The organism is Nocardia otitidiscaviarum (assembly GCF_007362295.1).
GTDB classification, from domain to species: Bacteria; Actinomycetota; Actinomycetes; order Mycobacteriales; family Mycobacteriaceae; genus Nocardia; species Nocardia otitidiscaviarum.
In genome coordinates this window covers 628,609-653,808 of record NZ_CP041695.1, presented here as the reverse complement: position 1 = coordinate 653,808, position 25,200 = coordinate 628,609, and the positions used below count along the sequence as shown (strand labels likewise).

The 25,200-nt window shown below is 69.8% G+C and carries 26 protein-coding genes; 12 read left to right on the top strand and 14 right to left on the bottom strand.

Annotated elements, in window-relative coordinates; translation table 11 throughout:
• Positions 1-3: 3 nt before the first annotated feature.
• The 3 genes from mshB to typA form a co-directional block, all read right to left on the bottom strand.
• Entirely contained in the window at positions 4-927 is a 924-nt protein-coding gene (mshB, locus tag FOH10_RS02825; protein WP_143979515.1) for an N-acetyl-1-D-myo-inositol-2-amino-2-deoxy-alpha-D-glucopyranoside deacetylase, read from the bottom strand.
• Positions 924-2,639 carry an ABC transporter family substrate-binding protein gene (locus tag FOH10_RS02820; protein WP_143983820.1) on the bottom strand — a complete coding sequence of 572 codons (1,716 nt, stop codon included), beginning with the start codon at positions 2,637-2,639 and terminating at the stop codon, positions 924-926. Before FOH10_RS02820 ends, mshB begins: the two co-directional genes overlap by 4 nt.
• 69 nt (positions 2,640-2,708) lie before the next feature.
• Positions 2,709-4,604, bottom strand: a complete 1,896-nt coding sequence (gene typA, locus FOH10_RS02815; RefSeq protein ID WP_143979514.1) for a translational GTPase TypA — start codon at positions 4,602-4,604, stop codon at positions 2,709-2,711.
• A gap of 153 nt (positions 4,605-4,757) precedes the next feature.
• Between typA and FOH10_RS02810 the strand changes: the two genes are divergently transcribed.
• Positions 4,758-4,937, top strand: a complete 180-nt coding sequence (locus FOH10_RS02810) for a hypothetical protein (protein WP_081592687.1) — start codon at positions 4,758-4,760, stop codon at positions 4,935-4,937.
• Positions 4,938-5,011: 74 nt separating this feature from the next.
• The gene (locus FOH10_RS02805; protein WP_029931425.1) at positions 5,012-5,305 is read left to right on the top strand and encodes a 4a-hydroxytetrahydrobiopterin dehydratase; all 294 of its coding nucleotides are present in this window, start codon (positions 5,012-5,014) and stop codon (positions 5,303-5,305) included.
• On the opposite strand, the gene FOH10_RS02800 is transcribed toward FOH10_RS02805, so the two are convergent.
• The gene (locus FOH10_RS02800) at positions 5,247-6,467 is read right to left on the bottom strand and encodes a mannosyltransferase (RefSeq protein WP_244961558.1); all 1,221 of its coding nucleotides are present in this window, start codon (positions 6,465-6,467) and stop codon (positions 5,247-5,249) included. The two genes, FOH10_RS02805 and FOH10_RS02800, sit on opposite strands and share 59 nt — an antisense overlap.
• Positions 6,468-6,765: 298 nt before the next feature.
• On the opposite strand from FOH10_RS02800, the gene FOH10_RS02795 reads away from it, so the two are divergent.
• Both FOH10_RS02795 and FOH10_RS02790 read left to right on the top strand, forming a co-directional pair.
• Positions 6,766-7,548, top strand: a complete 783-nt coding sequence (locus FOH10_RS02795) for an Rv1157c family protein (RefSeq protein WP_029931423.1) — start codon at positions 6,766-6,768, stop codon at positions 7,546-7,548.
• 126 nt (positions 7,549-7,674) lie between these two features.
• On the top strand, positions 7,675-8,052 hold the full coding sequence (locus tag FOH10_RS02790; RefSeq protein WP_039816973.1) for a hypothetical protein: 378 nt from the start codon (positions 7,675-7,677) through the stop codon (positions 8,050-8,052).
• Positions 8,053-8,070: 18 nt separating this feature from the next.
• On the opposite strand, the gene FOH10_RS02785 is transcribed toward FOH10_RS02790, so the two are convergent.
• From FOH10_RS02785 to FOH10_RS02770, 4 genes are all read right to left on the bottom strand, one after another.
• Positions 8,071-8,802 (bottom strand): DUF1906 domain-containing protein, encoded by a 732-nt coding sequence (locus FOH10_RS02785; protein ID WP_143979512.1) that lies wholly within the window; start codon positions 8,800-8,802, stop codon positions 8,071-8,073.
• Positions 8,803-9,022: 220 nt separating this feature from the next.
• Positions 9,023-10,552, bottom strand: a complete 1,530-nt coding sequence (locus FOH10_RS02780) for a hypothetical protein (RefSeq protein ID WP_143979511.1) — start codon at positions 10,550-10,552, stop codon at positions 9,023-9,025.
• Between the two features lie 165 nt (positions 10,553-10,717).
• Positions 10,718-11,338, bottom strand: coding sequence for a CHAP domain-containing protein (locus FOH10_RS02775; protein ID WP_143979510.1), 621 nt, complete (start codon positions 11,336-11,338; stop codon positions 10,718-10,720).
• Positions 11,339-11,726: 388 nt separating this feature from the next.
• Complete coding sequence (locus FOH10_RS02770) at positions 11,727-15,074, bottom strand: ATP-binding protein (protein WP_186000693.1); 3,348 nt, start codon at positions 15,072-15,074, stop codon at positions 11,727-11,729.
• A 172-nt stretch (positions 15,075-15,246) separates the two neighbouring features.
• Between FOH10_RS02770 and FOH10_RS02765 the strand changes: the two genes are divergently transcribed.
• Positions 15,247-15,762: an MmyB family transcriptional regulator gene (locus FOH10_RS02765; protein ID WP_143979508.1), complete on the top strand. Its 516-nt coding sequence runs from the start codon at positions 15,247-15,249 to the stop codon at positions 15,760-15,762.
• An 18-nt stretch (positions 15,763-15,780) separates the two neighbouring features.
• On the opposite strand, the gene FOH10_RS02760 is transcribed toward FOH10_RS02765, so the two are convergent.
• The 3 genes from FOH10_RS02760 to FOH10_RS02750 form a co-directional block, all read right to left on the bottom strand.
• Positions 15,781-16,311 carry a hypothetical protein gene (locus FOH10_RS02760; RefSeq protein WP_143979507.1) on the bottom strand — a complete coding sequence of 177 codons (531 nt, stop codon included), beginning with the start codon at positions 16,309-16,311 and terminating at the stop codon, positions 15,781-15,783.
• A 190-nt stretch (positions 16,312-16,501) separates the two neighbouring features.
• Complete coding sequence (locus tag FOH10_RS02755) at positions 16,502-17,179, bottom strand: GNAT family N-acetyltransferase (RefSeq protein WP_029931415.1); 678 nt, start codon at positions 17,177-17,179, stop codon at positions 16,502-16,504.
• Positions 17,180-17,441: 262 nt separating this feature from the next.
• Positions 17,442-18,137, bottom strand: a complete 696-nt coding sequence (locus FOH10_RS02750; RefSeq protein ID WP_143979506.1) for a hypothetical protein — start codon at positions 18,135-18,137, stop codon at positions 17,442-17,444.
• A 242-nt stretch (positions 18,138-18,379) separates the two neighbouring features.
• Between FOH10_RS02750 and FOH10_RS02745 the strand changes: the two genes are divergently transcribed.
• On the top strand, positions 18,380-19,741 hold the full coding sequence (locus FOH10_RS02745; protein ID WP_143979505.1) for a wax ester/triacylglycerol synthase domain-containing protein: 1,362 nt from the start codon (positions 18,380-18,382) through the stop codon (positions 19,739-19,741).
• A gap of 18 nt (positions 19,742-19,759) precedes the next feature.
• On the opposite strand, the gene FOH10_RS02740 is transcribed toward FOH10_RS02745, so the two are convergent.
• Both FOH10_RS02740 and FOH10_RS02735 read right to left on the bottom strand, forming a co-directional pair.
• Positions 19,760-20,386, bottom strand: a complete 627-nt coding sequence (locus tag FOH10_RS02740; RefSeq protein ID WP_143979504.1) for a MerR family transcriptional regulator — start codon at positions 20,384-20,386, stop codon at positions 19,760-19,762.
• Positions 20,387-20,418: 32 nt separating this feature from the next.
• Positions 20,419-20,811 (bottom strand): hypothetical protein, encoded by a 393-nt coding sequence (locus FOH10_RS02735; protein WP_039816992.1) that lies wholly within the window; start codon positions 20,809-20,811, stop codon positions 20,419-20,421.
• 127 nt (positions 20,812-20,938) lie between these two features.
• Here FOH10_RS02735 and FOH10_RS02730 point away from each other — a divergent pair, with 127 nt between their 5' ends.
• The 5 genes from FOH10_RS02730 to FOH10_RS02710 all read left to right on the top strand — a co-directional run bounded on the left by FOH10_RS02730 (position 20,939) and on the right by FOH10_RS02710 (position 24,106).
• Positions 20,939-21,961, top strand: a complete 1,023-nt coding sequence (locus FOH10_RS02730) for an NADP-dependent oxidoreductase (RefSeq protein ID WP_143979503.1) — start codon at positions 20,939-20,941, stop codon at positions 21,959-21,961.
• 82 nt (positions 21,962-22,043) lie between these two features.
• Positions 22,044-22,415 (top strand): ArsR/SmtB family transcription factor, encoded by a 372-nt coding sequence (locus FOH10_RS02725; RefSeq protein ID WP_244961556.1) that lies wholly within the window; start codon positions 22,044-22,046, stop codon positions 22,413-22,415.
• Complete coding sequence (locus tag FOH10_RS02720; protein ID WP_143979502.1) at positions 22,412-23,146, top strand: MIP/aquaporin family protein; 735 nt, start codon at positions 22,412-22,414, stop codon at positions 23,144-23,146. Before FOH10_RS02725 ends, FOH10_RS02720 begins: the two co-directional genes overlap by 4 nt.
• Before the next feature lie 16 nt (positions 23,147-23,162).
• Positions 23,163-23,576: an arsenate reductase ArsC gene (locus tag FOH10_RS02715; RefSeq protein WP_029931408.1), complete on the top strand. Its 414-nt coding sequence runs from the start codon at positions 23,163-23,165 to the stop codon at positions 23,574-23,576.
• Between the two features lie 89 nt (positions 23,577-23,665).
• Positions 23,666-24,106 (top strand): SRPBCC family protein, encoded by a 441-nt coding sequence (locus FOH10_RS02710; protein ID WP_039816997.1) that lies wholly within the window; start codon positions 23,666-23,668, stop codon positions 24,104-24,106.
• 90 nt (positions 24,107-24,196) lie between these two features.
• Here the strand turns inward: FOH10_RS02710 and FOH10_RS02705 are convergent, their stop codons facing one another.
• A complete protein-coding gene (locus FOH10_RS02705) occupies positions 24,197-24,589 on the bottom strand; it encodes a YybH family protein (protein WP_186000692.1) in 393 nt (130 codons plus the stop codon).
• 102 nt (positions 24,590-24,691) lie between these two features.
• On the opposite strand from FOH10_RS02705, the gene FOH10_RS02700 reads away from it, so the two are divergent.
• Complete coding sequence (locus FOH10_RS02700) at positions 24,692-25,111, top strand: winged helix-turn-helix transcriptional regulator (RefSeq protein WP_143979500.1); 420 nt, start codon at positions 24,692-24,694, stop codon at positions 25,109-25,111.
• Positions 25,112-25,200 lie beyond the last annotated feature (89 nt).

Sequence of the window (25,200 nt, the reverse complement as noted above, 5' to 3'; positions counted from 1 at the left end):
CGATCAGTCTCCCATTCGGCTCGGACGCGGATCGAGCATGTCGGGCAAACCCGCGAACAGGTCGTGCTCACGACCGTCCGGACCGGAGTCACCGCGCCGGCCGCGCACCAGAATGTAGTGCTCCTCCGGCAGCACCGGCTGCGCGATGTCGTTGGAGAGCGCGAACTCCCGGCCCGAGGGCGCCACGGTCACCTGGGTGGCGTGCGCCCGCAGCGCGGCTCGCTTGGCGGCCAGCACATGCGCCACATCCACCGTGGTGGTGACGGATTCGCCGGGCACACAGGCCAGTTCGCCATCGTGCGGCAGCCGCCAACCGCTCGGCAGCGCGCCGGGCAGCTGATCCACCGTGCGCCGCTTGAGCGCCTCGGTGTGCATGCGCAACACCTCGGCATCGGTGACGGTCCAATAGGTTTTGGGCACGTCCCAGCCGCGTCCGGCCGCGGCGTCCACCGCCGCCATGGTGATCTCGTGCGCCCGAATGTGATCCGGATGCCCATACCCGCCGCGCGGGTCGTAGCCGACCACCACCCGCGGCCGCAGCTCCAGCAGCACCGCCACCAACGCCTCGACCGCCTCGGCACCGGAGTTCACGAAGGCCCGCGGATGCCGGGCCGCGGGTGTCCCCGCCATGCCGGAATCCCGCCAGCGGCCCGCCCCGCCGAGGAAATACGGCGGCCCGGCGTCCAATTCCGCCAGCGCCCTGGCCAATTCGGAGATCCGGTAGCCACCCAGCTGATCCGCCTCATCGGCGACCAGCCGCGCCCACCGCTCCCCGATGACCTCACCCTCTTCGCCGAGCGTGCAGGTCACCACGGTCACCGGCACACCGAGTCGGCGGTAGTGCGCGATGGTTCCGCCGGTGGTGATGGATTCGTCGTCGGGATGGGCGTGCACCAGCAGCAGCCCGCCCGTGGCGTGCCCGCTCACGGCAGCCGCCGCCAGTTCGCCGCGTCCCCGAAGATGCCGGTCTGGATGGCGCCGCTCAGCGACGCGCCGTCCACCCGCGGGCCGGACGCCGCCACCTGCGTGTCCTGCACGATCGGCAGCACCGTGGCCAGCTCCCACAGCTTGGGTTCGGCGTCGGCGATCACCTGCGGGGTGTCCATGCCGCGCAGCGCCGCGTCGATGGCGGGTTGCAGGGTGGGATCGCAGACCCCGGACAGATTGGCCGGTGCGTTGCGGGCCGCCTCGGCGCGGGCGTCCGCGCCGTCGGTCTCGGGGGCTTCCGGGGGCGGGCAGCCGTAGCGGGAGGCCAGCACGGTGGCCGGATCGTCCCCGGCGCGCTCCCAGCCGACGATGGCGTCGATGCCGCCGTCGACCAGTTCCGGCCCGTACAGCTGGTCCGCCGCGACGCTGCGCACCGTGGCATCGATTCCGGCGCTGCGCAATTGGTCGGCGGCGGTATTGGCGACGGCGAGCGTGGCCTCGTCGCCCTCCACCGCGCCGATCCGCACGCTCAACGTCTTGCCGTCCTTGGCCACCGGGCGCGGCTGCGGCGCGGGCGATGTCGGCGAGGCGTTGGGCGGCGGTTCCGGCGCGCGCCCGAACCCGGCCTCACCCAGCAGCGCGAACGCCTCCTCCGGACTGATGCGCGGCGGCGCGGTGGGCGCGTAGCCGGGATCCGACGGTGAAAGCACCTGCGCCCGTACCGGTTCCACCCAGCTTCCGGTCTGCGCGCCGACGGTGGCGAGCAGCACCGGATCGAGCAGGCCCAGCACCGCCTTGCGCACCCGCGGATCGGCCAGGTCGCCGGTGCGGCCGTTGAGCACCAGTTCCATCTCCCGCGATTGCAGATTGGTGGCGGTGCGCACCGAGGGGATGGCGGCCAACTGCGCCTGCAGCGACACCCCGCCACGCACCAGCGCCATCTGCGCGTCCGCGGTGCGCAGCGATTCGGCGACCTGCGCCGGAGTTCCGCCGCGCCGCAACAGGATCTGGTCCGGCACCGCGGGCGTGCCCCAGTACCGGTCGTTGCGCTCCAGCAGGATCTCCTCGCGGCCGCGATCGGTCTGCTTGATGCGGAAGTGCCCGCCCGAGATGCGGATGGTGTCGGTGAGCCCGGTCTCGAATCCGGAATCCTTCACCAGATGCGAGGGCAGCAGGTTCGAGAACAGCTGCCGCCAGGCCGGATACGGCTCCCGCATGGTGACGGTCACCGTCTTGCCGCCCGCCGACGAGCTCACCTCGGAGATGAGCCGATAGCCCGCGGAGTCCACCACACCCGGCTGGGTGATCATCTGCTGCCACAGGTACCGGAAGTCCTCGGCGGCGATGGGCGCGCCGTCGGACCAGGACGCCTCGTTGCGGATCTGATAGGTGATGGTGAAAGGCTCCTGCGCCGTCACATCCGCCGCCACCATCAGCGCCTCGTCCAGCACCCAGTCGGTCGCCCCCGGCAGCGTCGGACTCGGCACCGGCCGCAGCGGACTGGGCAGCACCATGGACGCCACCGCCGAGGCGGCCGGCGACTGATGCGCCCGCAGATGCGGATTGAACCCGAGCCCGATGTCGTCGATGGCCACCACCACCGACGTATTGCTCGGCTTGGCCGGAGTCGTCTTGGGACTGTCGGTGCTCTCGATGGGCGGCGGCGGATTCGCGGTGCACCCGGTGGCGACCCCGAGACAGGCCGCCACCATCAGCAACACCGCGCGCAACGACGCACGCCCGTAGGCCCCCGATCTCACGATCGGCACCTTACCGCCTGACTACTGGACAGCGCGGTCGCGGGCTTTGCGGCGCGAGGCTTCGCGGCCGCGTTCGGTGGCGCCGAGGATGACCTTGCGGACTCGGACGATCTCCGGGGTGACCTCGACGCATTCGTCGGCGGCGCAGAATTCCATGGCGCCCTCGAGGTCGAGCTGGAGCGGCTTGGCCAGGGTTTCCAGCACGTCGCCGGTGGCCGAGCGCATATTGGTCAGCTTCTTCTCGCGGGTGACGTTGATGTCGAGGTCCTCGGCGCGCGGGTTGATGCCGACGACGTGGCCCTCGTAGGTGTCCGCGCCCGGTTCCACGAAGAACTGACCGCGGTCGGCGAGCTGGATCATGGCGTAGGGGGTGACGGTGCCGGCGCGGTCGGAGACCAGCGAACCGGTGTGGCGGGCGCGGATCTCACCGGCCCACGGCGCGTAACCGTCGAAGACGGCATTGGCGATGCCGGTGCCGCGGGTTTCGGTGAGGAAGTCGGTGCGGAAACCGATCAGGCCACGCGAGGGGACGATGAACTCCATGCGCACCCATCCGGCGGCGTGGTTGCTCATCTGCACCATCTTGCCCTTGCGGGCGGCCAGCAGCTGGGTGATCGCGCCGAGGAACTCCTCGGGGGCGTCGACGGTCAGCTCCTCGAAGGGCTCGTGCACCTTGCCGTCGACGGTCTTGGTGACCACCTGCGGCTTGCCCACGGTCAGTTCGAAGCCTTCGCGCCGCATCTGCTCGACCAGGATGGCCAGCGCCAGCTCGCCGCGGCCCTGCACCTCCCAGGCGTCCGGGCGGCCGATGTCGAGCACACGCAGCGACACATTGCCGACCAGTTCCTGGTCCAGGCGCGCCTTGACCATGCGGGCGGTGAGCTTGTGCCCCTGTACCCGGCCGACCAGCGGCGAGGTGTTGGTGCCGATGGTCACCGAGATGGCGGGCTCGTCGACGGTGATGCGCGGCAGCGCGACCGGATTCTCCGCGTCGGCGAGGGTGTCGCCGATCATGATGTCCGGGATGCCCGCGATGGCGACGATATCGCCGGCCACGGCCTCCTCGCCGGGCTGACGCTCGACGCCGATCGTCTTGAGCAGTTCGGTGATGCGCACCGACTTGGTGCCCTCGGCGCTCATCCAGGCGACGGTCTGGCCCTTCTTCAGGGTGCCGTTGTGGATGCGCACCAGACCGATGCGGCCCAGGAACGGCGAGGCGTCGAGGTTGGTGACGTGCGCCTGCAGCGGCTTGGTGGCGTCGCCCTTGGGCGCGGGCACGTACTTCATGAGCACCTCGAACAGCTCGTCGAGGTTCTCCGCGTCCGGGACGGTGCCGTTCTCGGGGCGCTTGGTGGAGGCGACGCCCGCGCGGCCGGAGGCGTAGAGCACCGGCAGGTCCAGGGCCAGTTCGGCGGCCTCGGAGGCTTCGTCGTCGAGGTCGGAGGCCAGGTCCAGCAGCAGGTCGTGGGATTCCTCGACGACCTCTTCGATGCGGGCGTCGGGCCGGTCGGTCTTGTTGACCACCAGGATCACCGGCAGCGAGGCGGCCAGGGCTTTGCGCAGCACGAACCGGGTCTGCGGCAGCGGTCCCTCGGAGGCGTCGACGAGCAGCACGACACCGTCGACCATGGACAGGCCGCGCTCGACCTCACCGCCGAAGTCGGCGTGCCCGGGGGTGTCGATGACATTGATGACGGTGACCGAGCCGTCCGCGTTGTGCCGGTGCACGGCGGTGTTCTTGGCGAGAATGGTGATGCCCTTCTCACGCTCCAGGTCACCGGAGTCCATGACGCGGTCCACCACCTCGGCGCGCTCGCCGAAGACGCCGGACTGGCGCAGCATGGCATCGACAAGTGTTGTCTTGCCGTGGTCGACGTGCGCCACGATGGCGACGTTGCGGAACTCGACAGACGACACGGTTGATCCTCCTGGTGCAAGTGGGTAATGCGGCCGTGTCGACGACACGAGCGCCATCGACCGTTCGGCGATGGTGGCTACGGCCGGATAACAGCGTACCGGCAGTCGGAACTCACACGTTTCACGCGTACGACTTAGGTTAAGCTAACCAACGTGGGAAAGAAGGTGAAGGCCAAGCACGTCTCGAGCTTGAAGCCGAAGAACAAGTGCTGTCGCAAGAAGACGCGCTGCCTGAAATGCCCCGTGGTGATCATGCGCATGAAGAAGTGTGAGGCCGCCGGCGTCTGCGGCAAGGACCTGAAGAAAGCCCTCAAGCACGCCCGCGCGGCCTGAGCGCCCACCCTGCGACTCCGCATCTTTTTCCCCGAGTCCGCCCATCCTCCGGATCGAAGGCGTAGACCGGGACTATGAGTACCGAGCTGCTGTCCGACGACGACATCGCCAAGGCCCTCACCGACCTTCCCGGCTGGACCCACACCGGCGCGTCCATCGCCCGCACCGTGGAAGCGCCGTCCTTCCTGGCGGGCATCGAGCTGGTCCGGCGCGTCGCCCAGGCCGCCGAGGCGGCCAATCACCATCCCGATATCGATATCCGCTGGCGGCGGGTCACTTTCACGCTGTCCACCCATTCGGCGGGTGGGCTCACCCAGCTGGATGTGGCGCTGGCTCACGAGATCGATCGGCTGACGCTGCAGAGTTGATTCGGCCCGCCCAGATGATCCAGCCGAACAGCACCAGCACGCCCACCACGTCGACCGCGCCCAGCCACGCGTAGCCCGCGGGCCGCGGAATGGTCCAGATGTCCGGCTGCGCGAACGACAGCAGCCAGGGCACTCCGACGATCGTGGTGACCAGCCAGTACCCGGCCAGCAGCCGGGCGCCCGCCGCCGCGCGCAGTGGACCGTAGAGCAGCCACAGCACGGTCGGCAGCAGCCAGACGAAGTGGTGCGACCAGGAGATGGGCGAGATCATCAGACCGAACAGCTGGACGATGACGAGGGTGCCCATCCGGTCGTCCGGACCCAGGGCGCGCCAGGCGAATACGCCCAGCACCGCCACCACCAGCACGGCGGCAATCCACCACGGGCCGGTTTGCACGTCGTGGCCGAGGATGCGGCTTATGGTGCCGCGCAGTGATTGATTCCACACCGAACCGACCGGTCCAATACGGTCGGCGTTGCCCAGCAGCTTGCCGAAATACCGCCGCGCCTCCGCCTGATTGATCAGCAGGCTGACCCCGACCGTGCCCGCGAACACGACCGCCGACCACGCCGCCGTCCCCCAGCGCCGCCGCGCCACGAAGTACAGCCCGGTGATGGCCGGAGTGAGCTTGATGCCCGCGATCACGCCGACCAGGGTGCCCGAGATCCACCAGCGCGCACTGCGCACCGCGAGCATGGCGCCCAGCACCAGGAAGACGTTCACCTGGCCGTAGTCGATGGTGGTGCGCACCGGCTCCATCCACACGCCCACCGCGGTCCACGCCACCGCCGCGGTGCGCCAGCGCGGTTCGCGCAGTGCCCGCTCGCCCAGGATGAGTTCGAGTCCGATCCGCACCACGCCGTACAGCGCGGCCACCGTGGCCAGCAGCCATCCGATGGCAACCGCCGTGAACGGGAGATAGTGCAGCGGGAAGAACACCACCGCGGCGAACGGCGGATAGGTGAAGGGCAGCGGAAAGTCCGGCGTCTCCTTCGAATACGTGAAGTCGTAGAGATGATCGGTGAGCAGCGCCGCCGACCCGTCGACGTAGACGTGCAAATCGACGAGATTCATGCCGTTCGGCGATAACAGCATCCACAGCATCCGCGCGAGCACCGAGAACACCAGCGCCGCGACGGCGAGTCGGAAGTGTCGAGTCACAGCGCGGACTTTCGGGTCGAGTTGTGGATGCACCAGAGTAGCGGTGCGCGTCGGGCCCTATTTTCGCCGACTCGCGACGCCGATTCGAAAACCGCACGCCACACCGGATTCAGATGTAACATTCGTATCACTGGCACCACGCGTAACAGGCTTTTTGATCGTCCGTCCGATAGCGTGATTCGATCGAAGACAGCAAGATCACACCGTGGCTGTACAACAGGGCGGCCCGGTACTTAGAGTGTCGCGCAGCGATGTCCCATCGCCGCAGATGTACCCGAAGGTAAGGACGGCAACACCAGTGCTTCGCACCCGAGGATCGCGGTTCGCAATCACCGCGCTGGCCGTGGCGGCCTGCGCCACCATTGCCGTGCCCACAGCGACCGCCCAGCCCGCCCCCGCGCCCCAAGCCGTTTCGACGATTCCGGTGATTCCCGAGGGCGTGCCGGTGGAGGCGCTCGCGTCGCTGGTGCCCGCCATCATCGGGGCTGCCGCCGGACCGGCCGATATCGCCGCCGGACCGCAGCAGGCCATCCTGGATCAGGCGAAGCAGATCCTGAACACGCTGAACCTGCCCCCGCAGATCAAGTCGACCCTCGAGCGGATCATCAAGTTCCTGGACGGCAGTGGCGGCGGCGGTCCGGACATCCCGCAGGACGGCCCGGTCATCGCGCAGTTCCTGTGGCCCACCATCGGCAAGGGCTGCATCGGCCCGTCCTCCGACTCGGTCGGCACCGCCCTGGCCGTCCCCGGCCCCGCGCAGCTGCCCCCGCCCGGCCCGCAGGCCGGTCAGACCGGTTTCGTGTTCACCGCCCTGGGCACCAAGAGCCCGACCGAGGCGCAGAATCCGCCGATGACCGTGCAGTGGATCAATCTGGATACGCGGCAGTCCGGCGTGCTGAACCTGACCGACGAGGCCAAGATCAACCCCGACGGCCCGGCCACCCTGTCGGCCATCGCCGACACCGGTAGCGGCCGCGTGGTCGCCGTGGTCTCCGGTTCGCTGACCACCCAGGCCGATCCGGAATCCGCGCCGATCACCTGCTCGTTCCTGCCGACCATCGGATTCTTCTCGGTCGCGTAGAAGCTATCGCGACGACCCGATGCCCGGGTGACCCCTGAGGTCACCCGGGCCTTGTCGTTTCTACCGACCGGTCGGCCCGCCCATCGGGATGTTTCAGGCGGGGGTGGACTGTGGTAGACCGGGGACATGGCGGCGGTGAAAGAGACTGTGCGGGGACTGCATTCACGGCGGTCGATTCTGTCGATCCGGTCGGAGGGCTCGATCCTGTCGATCGGATCGTCCTACTCGATTCTGTCGATCGGCAGCGTGGGATCGGTGCTGTCCATCGGATCGGCGGGATCGTTCGGTTCGATCATCTCGGCGGGCTCGTTCGGCAGTCTGGGGTCGGCCTTCTCGGCCCTGTCCAGCTGGTCGATGTTCTCGTGGCGCAGCGACCGCGCGGCGTGGAGCGCCCACGAGGCTCCGGCGGCCCCGGCCGTGGAGGCGGAGGGCCGCCCGGCACTGCGGGTGGTCGCCGACGAACCCGATCTGCGGCAGGACCCGACCTGCCACACCCAGACCTAGAGATTCAACGCCGAGGGTTCACCACTGCCCGTAGTCCGGCGTCAGCACGGCGTTCAGGTCGACGCCGACGCCGCCCACGGTGCGCTTGTCGATCTCGAACTGGTGCAGATGTGCCGCGGGGTGCACGAATCCCTTCGGGGTGCCCCAATTGTGCTGCCAGAACCAGGAACCCAGCCCCGCGCCGCGCGTCCAGTCGATGGTCGGCGTATTGGCGTACACGCCGGTGCGCTCCCGCCCGAGCACCGCTTCCCAGCCTTCCAGGTACGGCGCGATGAGGTCGTGGAACTCGCCCTCGCTCGGATTGTCGTCGATGGAGGCGTAGATCGGCGCGGTATCGGGTCCGCCCGCCGCATTGTGCAGCTCCAGGCCGCGCTGGGCGTGCTGCTTGCCCGCCTCGAATCCGCCGCGCCAGTCCGCCGTCGGCCCCTTCCCGAACTGATAGCACGACACGATGCTCAGGCCCATCGCCTGTAGTGCCGCGACCTCCGCGGCCAGCAGCGGTTTGCCCGCCATCCACTCCGCGCCAGGACGCCGATCCGAGACGTATCGGATGACGCCGATATGTCCGGCCTCGGCGATGGCCCGGGCGTCGGGCACCCCGCCCGCGTAGTCGAGCAGCGTGCCCAGGGAGGTGCGGGCGGTGGCGGTGGGCGCCACGGCGGCTCCGGCCACGCCCAGGGCGGCCGCACCGCCGGCGAGCGCGGCGGCGCGGGCGAGGAAGTCGCGGCGGTTGACATCGGAATAACGCATCGCAGAACTCCTTCGCACCGTGGGACGAACCTGATCGAGCAAAGTCTGCGGCATGCCCGGCGCACCTTCCCCGATGGCGGGACATGCCATCAGTGCGCCGGGGACCCCGAACGTGCACTCATTTCACCACATTCACATGGGAATCGCCAGGCTCACCGGGCACATGTGCACCATTGGCCCCAGGGCAGACCGAGGGGACACAGCCGACAGATCGGACTTCTCAGACGCCGATGCTGTTCAGCCGCGCGGCCACGTCGATGGTGCGGCGCGAGGCGTCGGCAACCTCACCGCGCACCACCGCCGCCACCTGGGCCGCCACCTGTTCGTCGATCTTGGCGAGGCGACCCAGCATCCGCGCCCGCCAGCCCTCCGCGACCACCTCGAGCGCGATATCCCGCGCCGCCGGAGCCTCGGTGTCGATCACGATCAGCAGCGGGTCGGCCGCCCGCGCCACCAGTTCGAGGGGGACCTCCACCTCGGCGCGGTAGCGGTTAGCCTTGAGCACGTCGACGGTGATGTCCAGGGTCACCGGGATCGTCAGGTCGAAGGCCACCAGCCCATCGGTGTCGGAAGGGCTGCCGTCATGGAGACCGGTACGCCCGGCGTCGCTGTCCGCGGCCGCGCCCGTACTCGACGCACTCGCACCGCCCGGGTCTACCCCGGCAGCACCCGCGTCGGCGCTGACAGCACCCGGGTTCACCCTGGCAGCACCCGCGTCGGAAGCCCCCGCGTCCACACTGGCAGCACCCGCGTCCGCACCACCGGCAGTATTGGCATCCGTGCTGGCCGCACCGGCATCTGTGCTGGCAGCACTCGCGTCCACACCGGCAGTACCCGCATGCACGCTGGCGACGCCCGCGTCCGCACCGGCAGTACCCGCATGCACGCTGGCGACGCCCGCGTCCGCACCGGCAGCACCGGCCGTGCTGGCGGCGGTCGTCGCGCGGCCGGGCACCGCGTCATTCGTGGCGTCCCCGTGCGGCACCAGTCGCGGCATACGTACGCTTCCCCGCACCGACACCTCGGCGGCATTGCGCGGCCCGGTGCGCAGCGGCCCGACCTCGATCGGTTTGCCCGCCAGCGATTCCACCACCTCGCGCACCCGCTGAGCGGTCACCACGCGCTGGAAGAACTGTCGCCCGAATTCGTCGTAGCCGATCCAGTCGAATTCCGCCTGTCCGCGATACTCCGATTGCCGGCCGTCGATGATGGCCTCGACATCGAATACCCGGCCGCGTCGCGATTCCGGATCGTCGAGCATGGCATTGAGCCGATTGGCGACCTCGCGCTGCACCATCCGGGAAATCGGGTCGAGCAGCAGTTCGAAGGCGGTGCCGATGGCCTGCGCCCGCATGACGAAGCTGACGTCGCGCCCGGTGACGGGCGGAATGTCGATCACGATGAGCAGTGGTCGCGCGGTGCGGGCGTGCAGGTCCAGGTCGATTTCGACGACCGCCTCGAGTCGCAGTCGCTGGCCGCCCAGCGTGATGTCCACCCGCAATTTCACCGGCACCATGACCTCGAAGTGCACATGCGGCCCGTGGCGGACGATATGTGGTTTGCCCACACTGCCTTTGGCGACGAATCGCGCGAGTCCGGCGGGTCCGACCGAGAACGGTCCGATGGTCATCCCCCGACCGGCCATACCGGAGACCGCCGCCTCGATTCGGGATTCCGTGACCGCCGCCTCGACGAATCGTTCACCGAATTCGGCGTAATCGATCCAGGTCGGTTGGTCGGATAACGGCATCCAGCTTCTTTCGTCGGGCGGAATCCCTGTCCTGCCGATGAGGGGGCAGCAGGACAGGGATCGTTCGGCGATGCTGCCGGGCACCGCCGGGCTCCATGGTAGGGCGTAATTCCCCCGTTACCTAGGGCACGCCCGCATGTTTTCCATCATGCGGGATGCCGTTGTTCACAGTCGGCCGTATCCGACCAGGCCGGAAAGCTCCGCGGGCCGATAGCGGTGGATGGTTATGCGCCCGAACTCATTACCCCCCACGGTGGTGATCATATCGCCGTCGGCGGCAATCACGAAGTTGGTGTGCTGACTGAACGGACTGGTCTCGCTGTAGAGCACCACATCACCGACCCCCGGTCGATATCCGGGCGATTCGAAGCGCCCCTGCTGCTGGTAGTACTCGGTGAGCGTGTACACCCCGGGAATCCGCCACGATCCGGAGTTCGGATTGGTCAGCGGCCGTCCGGCCTCGCGCAGCACCCAGCTGACGAAATCGGCGCACCACGGCTCCTCGACACCCTCGGAGTATTCGGTGCCGGCGGGCTGGCGCGCGAATTCGCCGCGCAGCACCTCCACAATGCGTTTCTGGGTATCGTCCAGCCCCGCCTGCTCGACCGCCGGGAAGTCGCGCAGCCGCTCCCCCGCCACCGCGGGCAGATGCCCCCGCTGCCACCAGCCGACCCCGACCACCGCCAGCACGGTCACCGCCGCGAGGGCCGCCACCGCCGCCACCCAGCGCGCACCCCTGCGACCACGGCCCGCGGACTCCGCGACCGATCTCGCACCCACGCTCATCTCGCTCCCCTCCCGGCGTTTTCAACGACCACCTTAGTTCGACGATCGTCAGGCGCATTCGGTTCCGCACCACCCGCAGCGGCGTCCTGCGCCGTCTCGCAGCGCCGCCCCGGTTCCCGCGTGCTACCGCACCAGCGCCCTGCGCGGCTATCACACACCCGTCCCGCGCGGCAACCAGCACCAGCGTCCTGCGCGGCTATCACACACCCGTCCCGCGCGGCAACCAGCACCAGCGTCCCGCGCGGCTACCGCACACCCGTCCCGCGCGCCAATCGCACCAGCGCCCCGCGCGGCAACCGCACCAGCGCCCACGCACCAATCGCACCAGCGCCCCGCGTGCCAATCGCACCAGCGCCCCGCGTGCCAATCGCACCAGCGCCCCGTGCGGCTAATGCCGCGACGGCATCCCGCGTACACCCGGTCGCGGCGGCGTCCGGTGTGCCACATCGGCCCGGAGGGCGGCCACCTCCTCGCGCAGTCGGGCCATGAGGCGCTCGGCGTCGTCGCGATGCGCGGCGGCCCGCTCGGTATCCCCGAGCGCGGCGGCCAGTTCGGCGAGTACGGCGTCCATCGGCCCCAGGAACGACGCGCCGGTCTCCAGGCCGCCGATGGTCCCGGCCAGCGGCAGCAGCGCGGTGTAGAGCTCGCGGGCGGCGTCGGTATCGCCGAGGAACAGCGCGATCCGGGAGCGGATGATGCTGAAGGTGGCCCAGAACGGCGGCCCCACCGGGGGCGCGGCGGCCAGCACCCGCCGAGCGTGCGCGGTGTCCCCGCAGTGCAGCAGGGCCAGCGCGTAGCCGTAGGAGAACAGCTCCGGCGCGACGGCGGCGCGTTCCCCGAGCGCGCCCGCGAGTGCGGAGAAGTCGCCCCCGCGCACCCAGGCCAGCGCCAGCAGCAGCCCGATGTGCAGCGCCTCCGCGTCGCGGGTGACATCGTCGACGGGCAGTGCCTGGGTGGCCAGCGGCGCGGGTCCGAGCACACCCTCGTGGTGCCAGTCGCCCAGCATGCGTTCGGCGGACTCGATATCACCGCGCACCAGTTCGAGCAGGAACTCGAAGGGTACGAGCGCGTCGAGCAGATGGCGCAGTTGCCCGTCGGTGGCGAATTCGGCGGCGCGCCCGGCATGTTCGGCGGCGGTGGCGAGGTCGGCGTCGGCCAGCGCCGCCCGGAAGAGCAGATAGCGTGCCAGCGCCTGGAATTCGGTGAGTTCGGCCGCGGCCGCCACGAGAAGCAGCCGGGTCGCAAGACTTTTCAGTTTGTCGGCGCGCAGGAATCCGCCCCGCACGAACGCGATGAACGCCTGGGCGTTGACGGCCGTGCACAGCAGATCGGCATCGCCGAGCGGTTCGGCCAGCGCGACGGCCGCGTCGGCGGCGGCCCGGGCATCACCGAGATCGGTCAGCGCGGTGTGGAAGACGGTGGTGACCAGCACCAGGATGCGCTCACGCACCGGCAGTCCGGTGTCGGCACGGGCGATGCGCAGTGGTTCCAGCACCCGCGGATCGGCGGTGTGCCAGTCTCGCGCCGACCAGATGAGCGGGGTGGGCCAGCAGGTGGCGGCCCGGACCAGCGGTTCGACACCACCGAGCCGGTCGGCGAGATCGAGGGCCTGTTCGCGCACGTCCCGCGCCTGCTCGTGCCGCCCGTCGTAGGCGAGGGCGGTGACGAGTTCGCAGCGCGCCTCCAATACCGCCGACAGCTGCTCGTCGGTGGCGGCGGCCCCGTCGTGCCCGGCCAGTTCGTGCAGTGTCAGCACCGACTGCCAGCGGCGCACCGCGTCGGCCCGCATGCGCCGTTCCACGCAGAGGCGGGCCGCGGTCCGACCGAAAAGCAGTGCGCGCTCGGCGGTTTCGACGGTGGCGCCGAGCGCCGCGTGGTGCGCGAGGGTTTCGGCGTCGCGTCCGGTGAGGGCGGAGCAGTCCGGAACGCAGATCCGCGCGGACAGTGATTCGAACACCGCCCAGTGCATGCGAAGGCGGCGCAGCACGGGGATGCCGTGGTACACCGTCTCGCGGATGAGCGCGTGGTCGAAGCGGATGCGGCCGCCGCGCTCGGTGCGCAGCAGCCGAGCCTGTTCGGCCGCCGCGACCCGATCGATGATCTGGTCGGGCGTGAGCCCGGCGGCGGTGGCGAGGGTGGGAACGTCGCAGTCCTCGCCCCAGACCGACATGAGTTCGAGCAGGTCGACGACCGCGGCGGGCAGCTGGGCGACGCGGCGGCCCAGCAGATCTCGCACGGTGTCGGGCAGCGCGTCGGTGGTGCCCTGGGTGGCGACGAGTTTGGCCAGCTCGCGCACGAACAGCGGGTTGCCGCCGGTGCGTCGGCGCAGCAGCGCCACCAGCTGGTCGTCGGCGTCCACGAGTCCGGCGGCGACCGCTGCCCACCGGGTGCCGTCCAGGTCGAGGCCGTCGAGTTCGATGCGGTCGGCGGTGAACAGGGCCAGGGCGGCGGCGGTATCGCGCACTCCCGCACCGGCTTCGGTGCCACGCAGGGTGGCGATGATCAGCACGGGGCGGTCGCGCAGCCAGTGCACCACCTGGCGCAGCACCTGGAGGGTGGCGGTATCCGCGCCGTGCACGTCTTCGAGCACGATGAGCACCGGCCCGGCGGCGGCGCGACAGTGTCGGACCACGCGGCGGGCGAGGGTGAAGGCGTCGACGGCGGCACAGGCGTCGGGGTCGGCGGCGGTGAGTTCGACCAGCACCTCGGCCCAGGCCCAGGCTGGGGGCGCGTCCTCCACCTCGGGGCAGCGGCCGAAGACTGTGGCCCAGTCCCGCTCGGCCAGCTGCGCGGCCACCGCGGTGGCGAGGGTGCTCTTACCCGCGCCCGCCTCGCCGGAGAGCCAGACCAGGCGCACGCTGCCCAGCGCCGCCGCTTCCGACGCCGCCAGCACGGCGGCCCGCTGCTCGGCATATCCACTGTCCGGCAGCGGATCCGGGTGCGCGGCGCGCACCGTGATCGGCGCGGTCGGGGTATCGGCGCCGACCTTGTGGGTGAGGATCGCGGTTTCGGTGTCGCGCAGCGCGGGCCCGGGGTCCACCCCGAATTCGCCGTTGAGGAATTCCCGGCAGCGGCGCACCGTGGTGAGCGCGTCCAGGGACTGCCCGAGCCGGTACTGGGCCAGGGCGAGCAGTCGCGCGCATTCCTCGCGGCCCGGATGCTCCTCGAAGACCGGCCGCAGCGCCAGCACCACCTCGGCGGGCCGGTTCAGCTCCAGCGCCGCCCGTGCCCGCAGCTCCAGCGCGGTGAGCCGCAGGGCGGTCAGCCGCGCGGCTTCCTGTGCCGCCCAGGGCATTCCGAGGAAGGTTTCCAGTGCGGTGCCATGCCAGCAGGCCAGGGCGGCGTCGAGTACCCGGATCTGTTCGAGCGGGTCGGGTCGCAGGGTGGGGTCGCGCAGGGCGGCCTCGTGCCCGTGCAGTAGCTGCTCGAAATCCCAGGCGTCGACCTGCGCGGGTTCGAGATTCAGTGCGTACCCGTGTGATTCGGAGACGATGACGCGGGCACGGGCCCGGCGCGGCCGATCCGGTTCGAAGAGACGTCGCAGATTGTGGATGTAGACCTGGAGCGCGGCGGTGGCCTTGGCGGGCGGGTCGCCGTTCCACAGATCGTCGATGAGCCGGTCGGTGGGGACGACCCGACCCCCGGCCGCGACCAGGCGTCCCAGCACCGCGCACTGCATGGGCGCGCCGGGTGGCACCCGCTGGCCGTCGATGGTGATCTGCAGAGGTCCCAGCACTCCGATCCGTGTGACCGCCATGCCGTGCCGAAACCCCCGTAACCACTGCCGTCTTGGACAATTGACTTGCTTGCGACACACAGAATGACAGAAATTCTGCGAGACGTCTCATCGGTGTGATCCGACTTAACCGAATACGAAGTGGACACGAAGAGTGATGCCGCACACTGCCATGGTGTCTCAGTCCGGGTTGCGCGTGCCCACCACGCGGTCGATCGGCGAGGAGCCGCGTGGCGCCGAACTATCGGTGCTACAGGGCTTCCCATATCCCGCCGCCTACCGCACCCCGGCGACCTGCGATGTGGTCGCCACCAATACCGCCTTCGCGGAGATGTTCCCGGGCCTCGAGCCCGGCACCAACCTGCTCACCTGGATGCTGCTCGATCCCATGGCCCGCTGTGTGCTGGTCGAATGGGAAGTCGAGGCGCAGCTGCTGGTGCAGCGGTTCCGGAAGTCGGTGCCGCAGGCCGAATCCGGCCGCATCGAGGAGATCCTGACGCTGTGCCGCCGCGCACCGGACTGGGATCGGCTGTGGGCAGAGGAGATCCGGGTCCCCGACACCGCGCAGCGACTGCTGCTGGTGCGGGATGCGGAGACCGGCCTCGAACGCGCCATGTACGCGCACACCTTCGGCTTCGAGGCCCCACCGCGCCCCTGGCTGCTGTACACCCTCGTACCGGCGACCTGAGCCTGGTCCGCCGCCGCGTCAGGCTTGGGCGGCCGGGCTCTCGAACCAGCCGTCGACCGGGTCGGCGTAGCCGTGGTAGACCAGCGGAATCCGCCGGTCCACCTCGAAATGGCGGTACACCGCGAGCATGGCCCGCCGTACCGCGTGCGCGTGGAAGTCGTCGATGCGGCGGGCGCCGAGCCGGTGCTCGGGCAGCAGCTCCAGTCGGGTCAGCTCATCGGGATCGGTGACGTCGAGTCCGATGGGCGGAGCGTCGGCGATGAAGTGGTCGTGCAGGATGGCGTGCGTGCGCGCCGGGTCGGGGCTACCCGGCGCGAAGGCCAGGAAGCGCACCCGGACGCCGCGGCGGCCGGGAGCCTCGGTCTCCAGCCGGTCGAGCAGTCCGGCGGCCGGACGGCGCACCGACTGTCCGGCGAGCGGGTCCTGTTCGAGCAGGTGCAGCATGCTGCCGCCGGGTACCCGGGGTTCGGGGACGAGGAACAGGCTCAGCACGGGTGCGCCGGAGACTCCGTCGGCCAGGCAGACTTTGGTGGTCATGGGATCGGGCATGCGCTTCTCCCTCGATTGTGCGGAACCCGCGGTGCGGTCCGCGCCCGGGGCGGCGGGCCCGGGGTGGTGCAGTCAGCTGGTATTCGATATCTCGCCGCGGACCCGGAGGCGGTTGGCAGACCGCCCGGCGGCGCGACCGGAGCACACCAGCGAATTATAGTCGAGTCGCATGGCCTGCCGCGGGCGTTCGTCAGGCGTCGATCAATCCGCGCCGGGTCGCGGGCGGGCTCGCCAACTGCCGCTCGATGGTGGCCCGTACCAGCGGCCACTCCTCGTCCAGGATGGAGTAGAACGCCGTACTGCGCACCTCGCCGTCCAGCCCGCGCGAATGCGCCCGCCGCACCCCGTCGCTGGTCGCGCCGAGCCGCTCGATCGCCATGCGGGAACGTAGATTCCGCATATCCGCGCGCAGGGCGATGCGGCGTACCCGCCACACCTCGAAGGCGTGCGCGAGCAGCAGCAGTTTGGACTCCAGGTTGATCCCGGCTCCCCGCGCGTCCGGCGCGAGCCAGGTGTTGCCGATCTCGGCGGCGTCCGGGATGGCCAGCAGCGGGTCGCCCGGCGGCAGCCCGTGCACCAGCGGCCACACCACCGGCCCCTGCCAGTAGTCGAATCTGGTGAATCGAGTGGACCCGAGCACCCGCCCGGTGCCCGCCGCGACGATGGCGAAGGCCAACGAGGTGCCCGCGGCGTGCCCGGCGACCGCCTGGGCGATGTAGTCGATGGCCTCGTCCACCCCGTGCGGAACGGGGGTGAAGGCGAAGTCGTCGCGATTGTCCGCCGCCGCCTCCGCGATCCCCGGAGCATGCTGCGGCGCAAGGGGTTCCAGCCGCACGACGCGGCCGTCGAGAATGACCGGTACAGGCACGTTCCCTCGATCTTTCGAAGCGGTCGGGGGTCGCGTCGGGCGGTGCCGCACCGGCTACCCGCTCCGGATAGGACGAACCAGCCCTGGCGCGCCAGTAGCAGCGTGAATCAGTGAGGTGAACGATAACGGAACACCCGCGCACAGGACGGCAGGCGACACACTAATTTCGGGACCCGCCCGGCGGCGGTCAGCCCAACGGCGGTCAGCGCAACGACGGTCAGCCCAGCGCCGGTCAACCCGGCGCCGGTCAACCCAGCGCCGGTCAGCCCAGCGCGGACGTCCCTGCGGCGACGGTCCCGGACGCGGCGTCGTCCCAGGTGCGGGGCGGCGGGCCGAAGGTGCTGTGCGCGTTGGCGATCACCGATTTGCCGAGCGCCCGGTTGCCGACCGCGCCGATCACCGCGCCGATGCCGGCGGGCAGCGCCCGCCCGAACACCAGCACACCCCGCTTGACGACGAACTGCACGACGAAGCGTTTCACCAGCGCGTTGTCGATATTCCGCACCACCGGCAGCCGGTCGGCCACCACGGCGGCCCAATCCCGCGCCGACTGGCTGGCGTTCTTGCCCATCACCGCGGTGCCGGTCTCGCCGAGCACGACGCTCACCACCATGGCGCGACGCTGTTTGGGCGGCAGTGCACCGATGCCGTGCACCGCGCCCACCGAGGCCGCGTACAGCGCCGACGCCTCCAGGAAGAACACCGACTCGACGCCGCTCACCGCCAGGCCGATCAGGGTGCCCACGCCGGGTACCGCCGCGCTCAGGCCCGCGACCGTACCGCTGGCGGTGACCAGCACCAGGTAGCGCGTCTCCAGCCCCTGCGCGATGTCCTCGGGTGACCGGCTCGGGTGCTTGCTCCGCAGCCGGTCCACGTACCTGGCCGCCAGCGGCGCCTGCACCCCGGTGCCGCCGCGCAGGAGCAACTCGATGGACTTCTGCACTGTGCGCTCGAACATGGCGGGCGTCCCCTTTCGTCGTCGGCAACGCCCGAGCGTACGGACCGCCGTGCCCGGGTTCGGGTTCCGACACGGGAATCCGCGGGTCCGTTACGACCGACGTCCGCGCGGGGACCTTCGCCTCTCCCGGTCGGGCGGTGATCGGCGTCACAGTATGGGTGGTGGTCGGTTTCCGGCGGCGACGCGGACGACCAGGACAGGCGACGAGACGGTGACGGGCAATGGACGCGCATGAATCCCATATGACACAGTCGGACCTCTTCACGTGGAGCATGGAGCAGGATCCAGCACTGCGCTCGACGATCGTCACGCTGCTGTTGCTCGACTCCGAACCGGACCGGGATCGGTTGTGGCACATGCTCGATCGCGCCAGCCACGCGGTACCCCGCTTCCGGCACCGACTGGTGGCGGCCCCGCTGCGGCTGACGCCCCCGCGCTGGCTCCCCGATCCGGACTTCGATCTGTCCTGGCATGTGCGCCGCCTGGCCGCACCCGCACCCGGGGATCTGGCGGCGGTGCTCGAGTTCGCGCGCACCGAGGCGATGGCGGCCTTCGATCCGGCCCGCCCGCTGTGGCAGTTCACCGTGCTGAGCGGGCTGGCCGACGGCCGCTGCGCGCTCGTACTGAAGGTGCACCACAGCCTGACCGACGGCGTCGGCGGCATCCAGATCGCCGGGGAGATACTGGATTTCGAGCGGGAGGGCACACCTCGGCCGGAGCTCGCGGAAAGCGCGGAGGCGGACGGGAACGGTGCGCTGGGCGACATCATCACGTGGAACTGGGCCACCGGCACCGAGTTGGTGCGCGACGGGGTGGCGACGGCGGTCTCGGCCGCGCGGCGGACGGTGACGAATCCGGTCGGGGCGGTCCGCGACGGGGTCACGCTGGCGCGTTCGCTGCTGCGGCTGGCCCGGCCGGTCACCACCACGCTGTCTCCGCTCATGACCGAGCGGAGCCTGGTGCGGCGGTTGACCGTCCTCGACGTGCCGCTGCCGACGCTGCACCGCGCCGCCCACCGCACCGGATGCACGGTGAACGACGCCTTCCTCGCCGCGGTGCTGATCGGGCTGCGCACCTATCACGAGCGTCGGGGGGCGACGGTGGCGCGGCTGCGGGTGGCCATGCCGATCAGCCTGCGCCATCCGGGTGATCCGATCGGCGGCAATCGGATCTCCCTGGCCCGCTTCGTCGTTCCCGCCGATATCCCCGCGCCCGACGATCTCATGCATGCCCTGGACGGCGTGGTCGAGGGGTGGCGGCACGAACCGGCCGTACCGCTGTCCAATGCCGTCGCGGCCACCTTCAACCGGCTACCGGTCGGGCTGCTCACCGACATGTTCAAGCATGTTGACTTCATCGCCTCGGACGTGCCGGGTTCGCCGGTGCCGCTGTATGTGGCCGGGGCCGAGGTGCAGCGGATCTACGCCTTCGGACCCACCACCGGCACCGCCCTGAACGTCACACTGGTCTCGCATGTCGAAACCTGTTGCGTGGGAATCAATTCCGATGCGGCGGCAGTGACAGACCCGGACCTGCTGACCGAATGCCTGGCCGCCGGCTTCCGGGCCGTCACCGCACTCGGCGCGGCGATCCCGGAGGACTAGCGCCGGCGTGCGAATCATTCAGCCGCCGAAGCGTTTCCGCGAGATCTCCGCGTGCGCGACCCGGCGCAGCGTGGCCAGCAGGGCATCGCCGAGCACTGTTCCGACGATCGCGCCTTCGACAATGGCCTCGGTGACTCCCAGCCGGGCGACGCCGTCGATATCGGCGGCGGCGACCCGCTCGGCGGCCGCGGCGTAGTCGGACAGTTCGTCGAGCACCCACTCGTGCCCGACCTCGCGGAAGGTGCACAACACCCCGATCAGTGCTTCGACCAGTGCGGAGCCGGGCGGCGGCGTCCACCCGCGTTCGGCGCAGATCCGCTCGATCCGGCCCGCCGCCCACTCCCGGTCCGCCGCGGCGACCTCGGCGCGCGGTGCGGGCAGGCCGTGCTGGGCCACACCGAGAATGTCGTGGGTCGACACCCTGGGCTCCTCGATGGCGGAGAGCACCTCGCGCGCCGCCGCGACGGTCAGCCCGCCGATCTCCAGCAGTGCCCGAACGAGTTTGAGCCGACGGACATGCGCCGCGCCGTAGCGGGCCTGATTGGGGCTGGTGAGTTCACCGGGCGGAAGCAGCCCCTCCCGCTGGTAGTACTTGATGGTCGCGATCGCCACCCCGGACTCCCGGCTCAACTCCGCCATCCGCATCCCGCCGCCACTCCTCTCGTTCGGTATTCCGTTCACGCCCCGACCGGGACCGCCCGCCGCCCCCGCACCCAGGCCACCGCGAAGGCGATCGCGAAGCCCAGGTGCACGACGAGGAACACCTTGGCGAGCTCGCGCGCCTCCCCACTGAAAACCCCCCACACATCATTGGCCGCCACCACCCCGAACCCGACCGCATTGGCCAACACCACGGCATTGCGCAGCGGCGACGCCGGCGCGCCGCGCGAGAGCCAGTTCAAGACCGCGATCCCGAGGAACGGCCCACCCAGCAGCCGCAGCAGCGCCACCAGTTCCGGCGACGCGTCCGCGGGCACGGCCTCCACCCCGAACTGCACCGGCACGAGCACCAGCGCCGACCCGATGACGGCCAGATAGATCGAAGCAATGGTCAACAGCCACTTGAGCATGGCAAGCCTCCAATATGGATAGCTGAACTTTCTATAATGGAAAGCTACACTATCCGCTTTGTGGAAGACAATGGCCCGCCCCGAAATACGCTCGATCGATCAATTCGAGCCCTCTAGCATCGGCCGGGTGACGAAAGCGGTCAATCGGCAGTGGGTGCTGCGCCACCGCCCCGGCGCGACAGTCAGGGACGAGGACTTCGAACTGCGCGGCGCGCCGATACCGAGCCTCGCAACCGGTGAGGCACTGGTTCGGGTGAAGTGGCTGGGCATCGACGCCACGCAGCGTGGATGGCTCAATGACGCCGACAACTACATCGATGCCGTACCGCTGGACACGGTGATGCGCGGCAGCGGTGTCGGGCAGGTCGTGGCCTCGGCGCATCCGGACTATCCGGTGGGGAGCTGGGTCGCCGGCATGGTGGGCTGGCAGGAGTACGCCGTCGCGTCCGGGACCGGCCTGTTCGGATTGAATGTGGTGCCGGACGGCGTCCCGCCCCGGCTCATGCTCAGCCTGTTCGGCCCGCCCGGCCTGACCGCGTACTTCGGCATGCTGGATATCGGCCGCCCGGAGCCGGGTCAGACGGTGCTCGTCTCGGCCGCCGCCGGTGCGACGGGTTCGGTGGCGGGCCAGATCGCGAAAACCCTGGGCTGCACGGTGATCGGCATCGCGGGCGGCCCCCGCAAATGCGCGTGGCTGCTGGAACAGGCCGGTTTCGATGCCGCGATCGACCATCGCCGCGACGATATCGACGCCCGCCTGCGCTCCCTCGCGCCGCACGGTATCGACGTCTTCTTCGACGGTGTCGGCGGGCCGGTTCTCGAACACGGCCTCGCCCACCTCGCCCATCACGCCCGCGTCGTTCTGGCCGGTGCCGTGGCCACCGGCTACCGGGGCGCCGACCCGGCCACCGGCCCCCGCAACTATCTGCGCCTGGCTCTCACCCGCTCCCGCATGGAGGGTTTCATCTTCCTCGACTACGTCGACCGCTTCCCCGAAGCGTTCACCGCCCTCCTGAACTGGCACAACCGGGGCGAACTCGCCCTCGCCGAAACCATCACCCCCGGCCTCGAATCCGCACCCTCGGCGCTGCGGTCCCTGTTCGAAGGCCACAATCTCGGCAAACAACTGGTCGAGGTCGCCGACTTCTGACCACGCTCGCCACTCCCCGACCCACCGCATGTTCACCGGATGTTTGCTTGCCCGCTGATTCGACAACCATCAATATCGATGTGTGTCTAATCGAGAGTTGCCGCTGCTCGAGGCGAGCCCGCCCGGGTGCGAGGTCACCTCGCTGGCTCGCCAACCGCTGACCACCGCGGCGGCCGCCGAACTGGCCGCGGTGTTCAAGGCGCTGTCGGATCCGGTGCGGTTGCGGCTGTTGAGCGTGGTGGCCAGCCACACCGGCCAGGAAGCCTGCGTCTGCGATCTGTCGGAGGGCTTCGATGTCAGTCAGCCCACCATCTCCCATCACCTGAAGGTGTTGCGCGCGGCCGGGCTGCTCAGCAGTGAGCGGCGGGGTTCCTGGGTGTACTACCGCGTCGAACCCGCGGCACTGCACCAGCTTTCGCAGCTACTCGGAGGCGGCACGGAGGCGGCGCGATGAGCACGCTGGCGCGGCGGCTGCTGGCCGAGTTCGTCGGGACGGCGCTGCTGGTGTGCGTCGTCGTCGGCTCCGGCATCGCCGCTCAGCAGTTGTCGCCGGACGATGTGGGCCTGCAACTGCTGGAGAACTCCACCGCCACGGTCTTCGGCCTCGCGGTGCTGATCCTCATCTTCGGCCCGGTGTCCGGCGCGCATTTCAACCCCGTGGTGTCGGCGGCCGACTGGCTGGCGGGCCGACGCCGGGGCACCGGCCTGAGCACCACCGAGCTGCCCGCCTACATCGGCGCGCAGCTCATCGGCGGCATACTCGGCGCGGTGCTGGCGAACATCATGTTCGACCTGTCCGCGCTGCAGATCTCCGGTCGCGATCGTGTCACCACCGGACATCTGGTCGGTGAGGTGGTCGCGACCGCCGGGCTGATCGCGGTGATCTTCGCGCTGGCCCGCTCCGGGCGCGCCGCGCTGTCGGCCGCCGCGGTCGGCACCTATATCGGCGCGGCGTACTGGTTCACCAGTTCCACCTCGTTCGCCAATCCGGCCGTGACGGTCGGCCGAATCTTCTCCGACACCTTCGCCGGTATCGCCCCCGCGTCGGTGCCTGCCTTCATCACCGCCCAGATCATCGGTGGCGCACTGGGTTTGGCGCTCATCGTGACCCTGTACCCGGACACGCCGGACACCGCCGACAATGTCGTCGTCCCGCATGCCGACGACGACCGCCCGCTACGCTGAAGGACGCCATCCACCAATGACCACTACTCCCAGTGTGCTTTTCGTCTGCGTCCACAACGCCGGGCGCTCGCAGATGGCCGCCGCCTTCCTGACCCACCTCGCCGGGGACCGGGTGGAGGTCCGCTCCGCCGGATCCGCACCCGCCGACCAGGTCAATCCGGCCGCCGTGGCCGCCATGCGCGAGCTCGGCATCGACATCTCCGCGGCGACCCCCAAGATCCTCACCGCCGACGCCGTCCAGGATTCCGACGTGGTGATCACCATGGGCTGCGGCGACACCTGCCCCTACTTCCCGGGTAAGCGGTACCTGGACTGGAAGCTGGACGATCCGGCCGGGCAGGGTGTCGATGCCGTGCGCGGCATCCGAGACGAGATCGAACGGCGGGTGCGGGGCCTGCTGGACGAGCTCGGCATCGCACCGCGCGCGTGACCCGGTACTCACCCGCGTCGAATACCTGAAGCCCGCCGCCACCCATGGAAAGGTGGTGGCATGGCTGGGTGCGTTGAGGTGATTCGCCGATGATGTCCGATCCGGAGCTGAACCCCGCTGCCGTCGAGATCGGCAGTTTCTTCCCACAACCGCCGGACACGGTCTGGCACGCGCTGACCGATCCGGATCTCCTCGAGCAGTGGCTGCTGCGCTCGGTCGGCTTCGCCCCCGCCGTCGGCACCCACTTCATCTTCTCCCTACCCACCCGCCCACCCGGCGAGATCGCCTGCGAGGTCCTGACCGCCGAACCCGCCACCCGACTGACCTTCCGCTGGATCGACCTCCGAGCCGACTACCCCGCCCGCTGGATAGTCGACTGGACCATCCACCCCCAAGGCCGCGGCACCCGCCTGCTCCTCACTCAAACCGGCTTCGACATCGAGGACCGCCGCCAGAAGATGGCACGAAACGCCATGGAGCGCGGCTGGAAGGGCACCCTGTCCCGGCTGCGCGAACTCCTCGATCGGTGACGTGCACGGATCTGCACTGTCGTAGCCAGCCGATGGCGGAAGGCTGCCCCGCACAATCGAACCCGACGGGCGTGAGCCGGGTGCGGACCGCTATTCCGTAGCGGTGAGCAGATGGTCTCCGTAGGGGTTGTCGACGGCGATCTTCCAGGTGGTGTCGGGTTGGCGGCGCAGTGTCGCCACGGACAAGCCCTGTTCGGTGATGGCGGTGCCGTCGGGGGCGGTGCCGGTCATGGTCCAGGGCGCGATGTGGACGGCGACATCACCGCTGATCATGACATCGTGGCCGCGGTCGTAGTGGAAGACGGGCGTGACGGCGGCGAAGGCTTCGAAACCGGCCCGCAGGGCGGCGGCGCCGGATACCGGTTTACCCGGTTCGAACGCCACGGCGGCGTCCTCGGTGTAGTGGCTCAGCACCGCGTCGACATCGCCGCGCTGGAAGGCTTCGGTCATGGCGGCGATGGTGCGAATTACGTCCTGCTGCATGGGGATTCCTCGCTCGCTGGATGCGGCGCCGAGCGGCCGCCGCAGCGACGACTCTAACGTCAACAATTGCATGATGCAATAGTTAACGCCTAGACTGACGGAATGAAGCGCGGCGACCGGAAATCGACCTGCCCGATGAACCTCTTCCTGGAGCTCTTCGGCGACCCCTGGACCCTGCTGCTGCTGCGCGACATGCTGCTACTCGGCAAGCGCCGACCCACCGAATTCCTGGAATCGGACGAGCGCATCTCCACCAACATCCTCACCGACCGCCTCAAGCGCCTCGAGGCGGCGGATATGGTGCGCCGCCGCGGCACCGGCCAGCGCAATCAGGTCCACTACCTCCCCACCGAGAAGGCCGTGGACGTACTGCCCGTGCTCTTCGATATGGCCCTGTGGAGCATGCGTCACGAATCCGATTCCGCCCCACTGCAATCCGTCATCGACCGCATCCGCACCGACCCGGACGCCTATATCGCCGACATCCGCGCCGACATCACCCGCGAGACCGCGGCGGCCTGAGCCTCGATCGAACGACCAACGAGAGCCGCTGTCACGTAACCTCTTTCATGCCGGCACAGTCCGTGCCACCCGCCTCGGACGGATGGCAC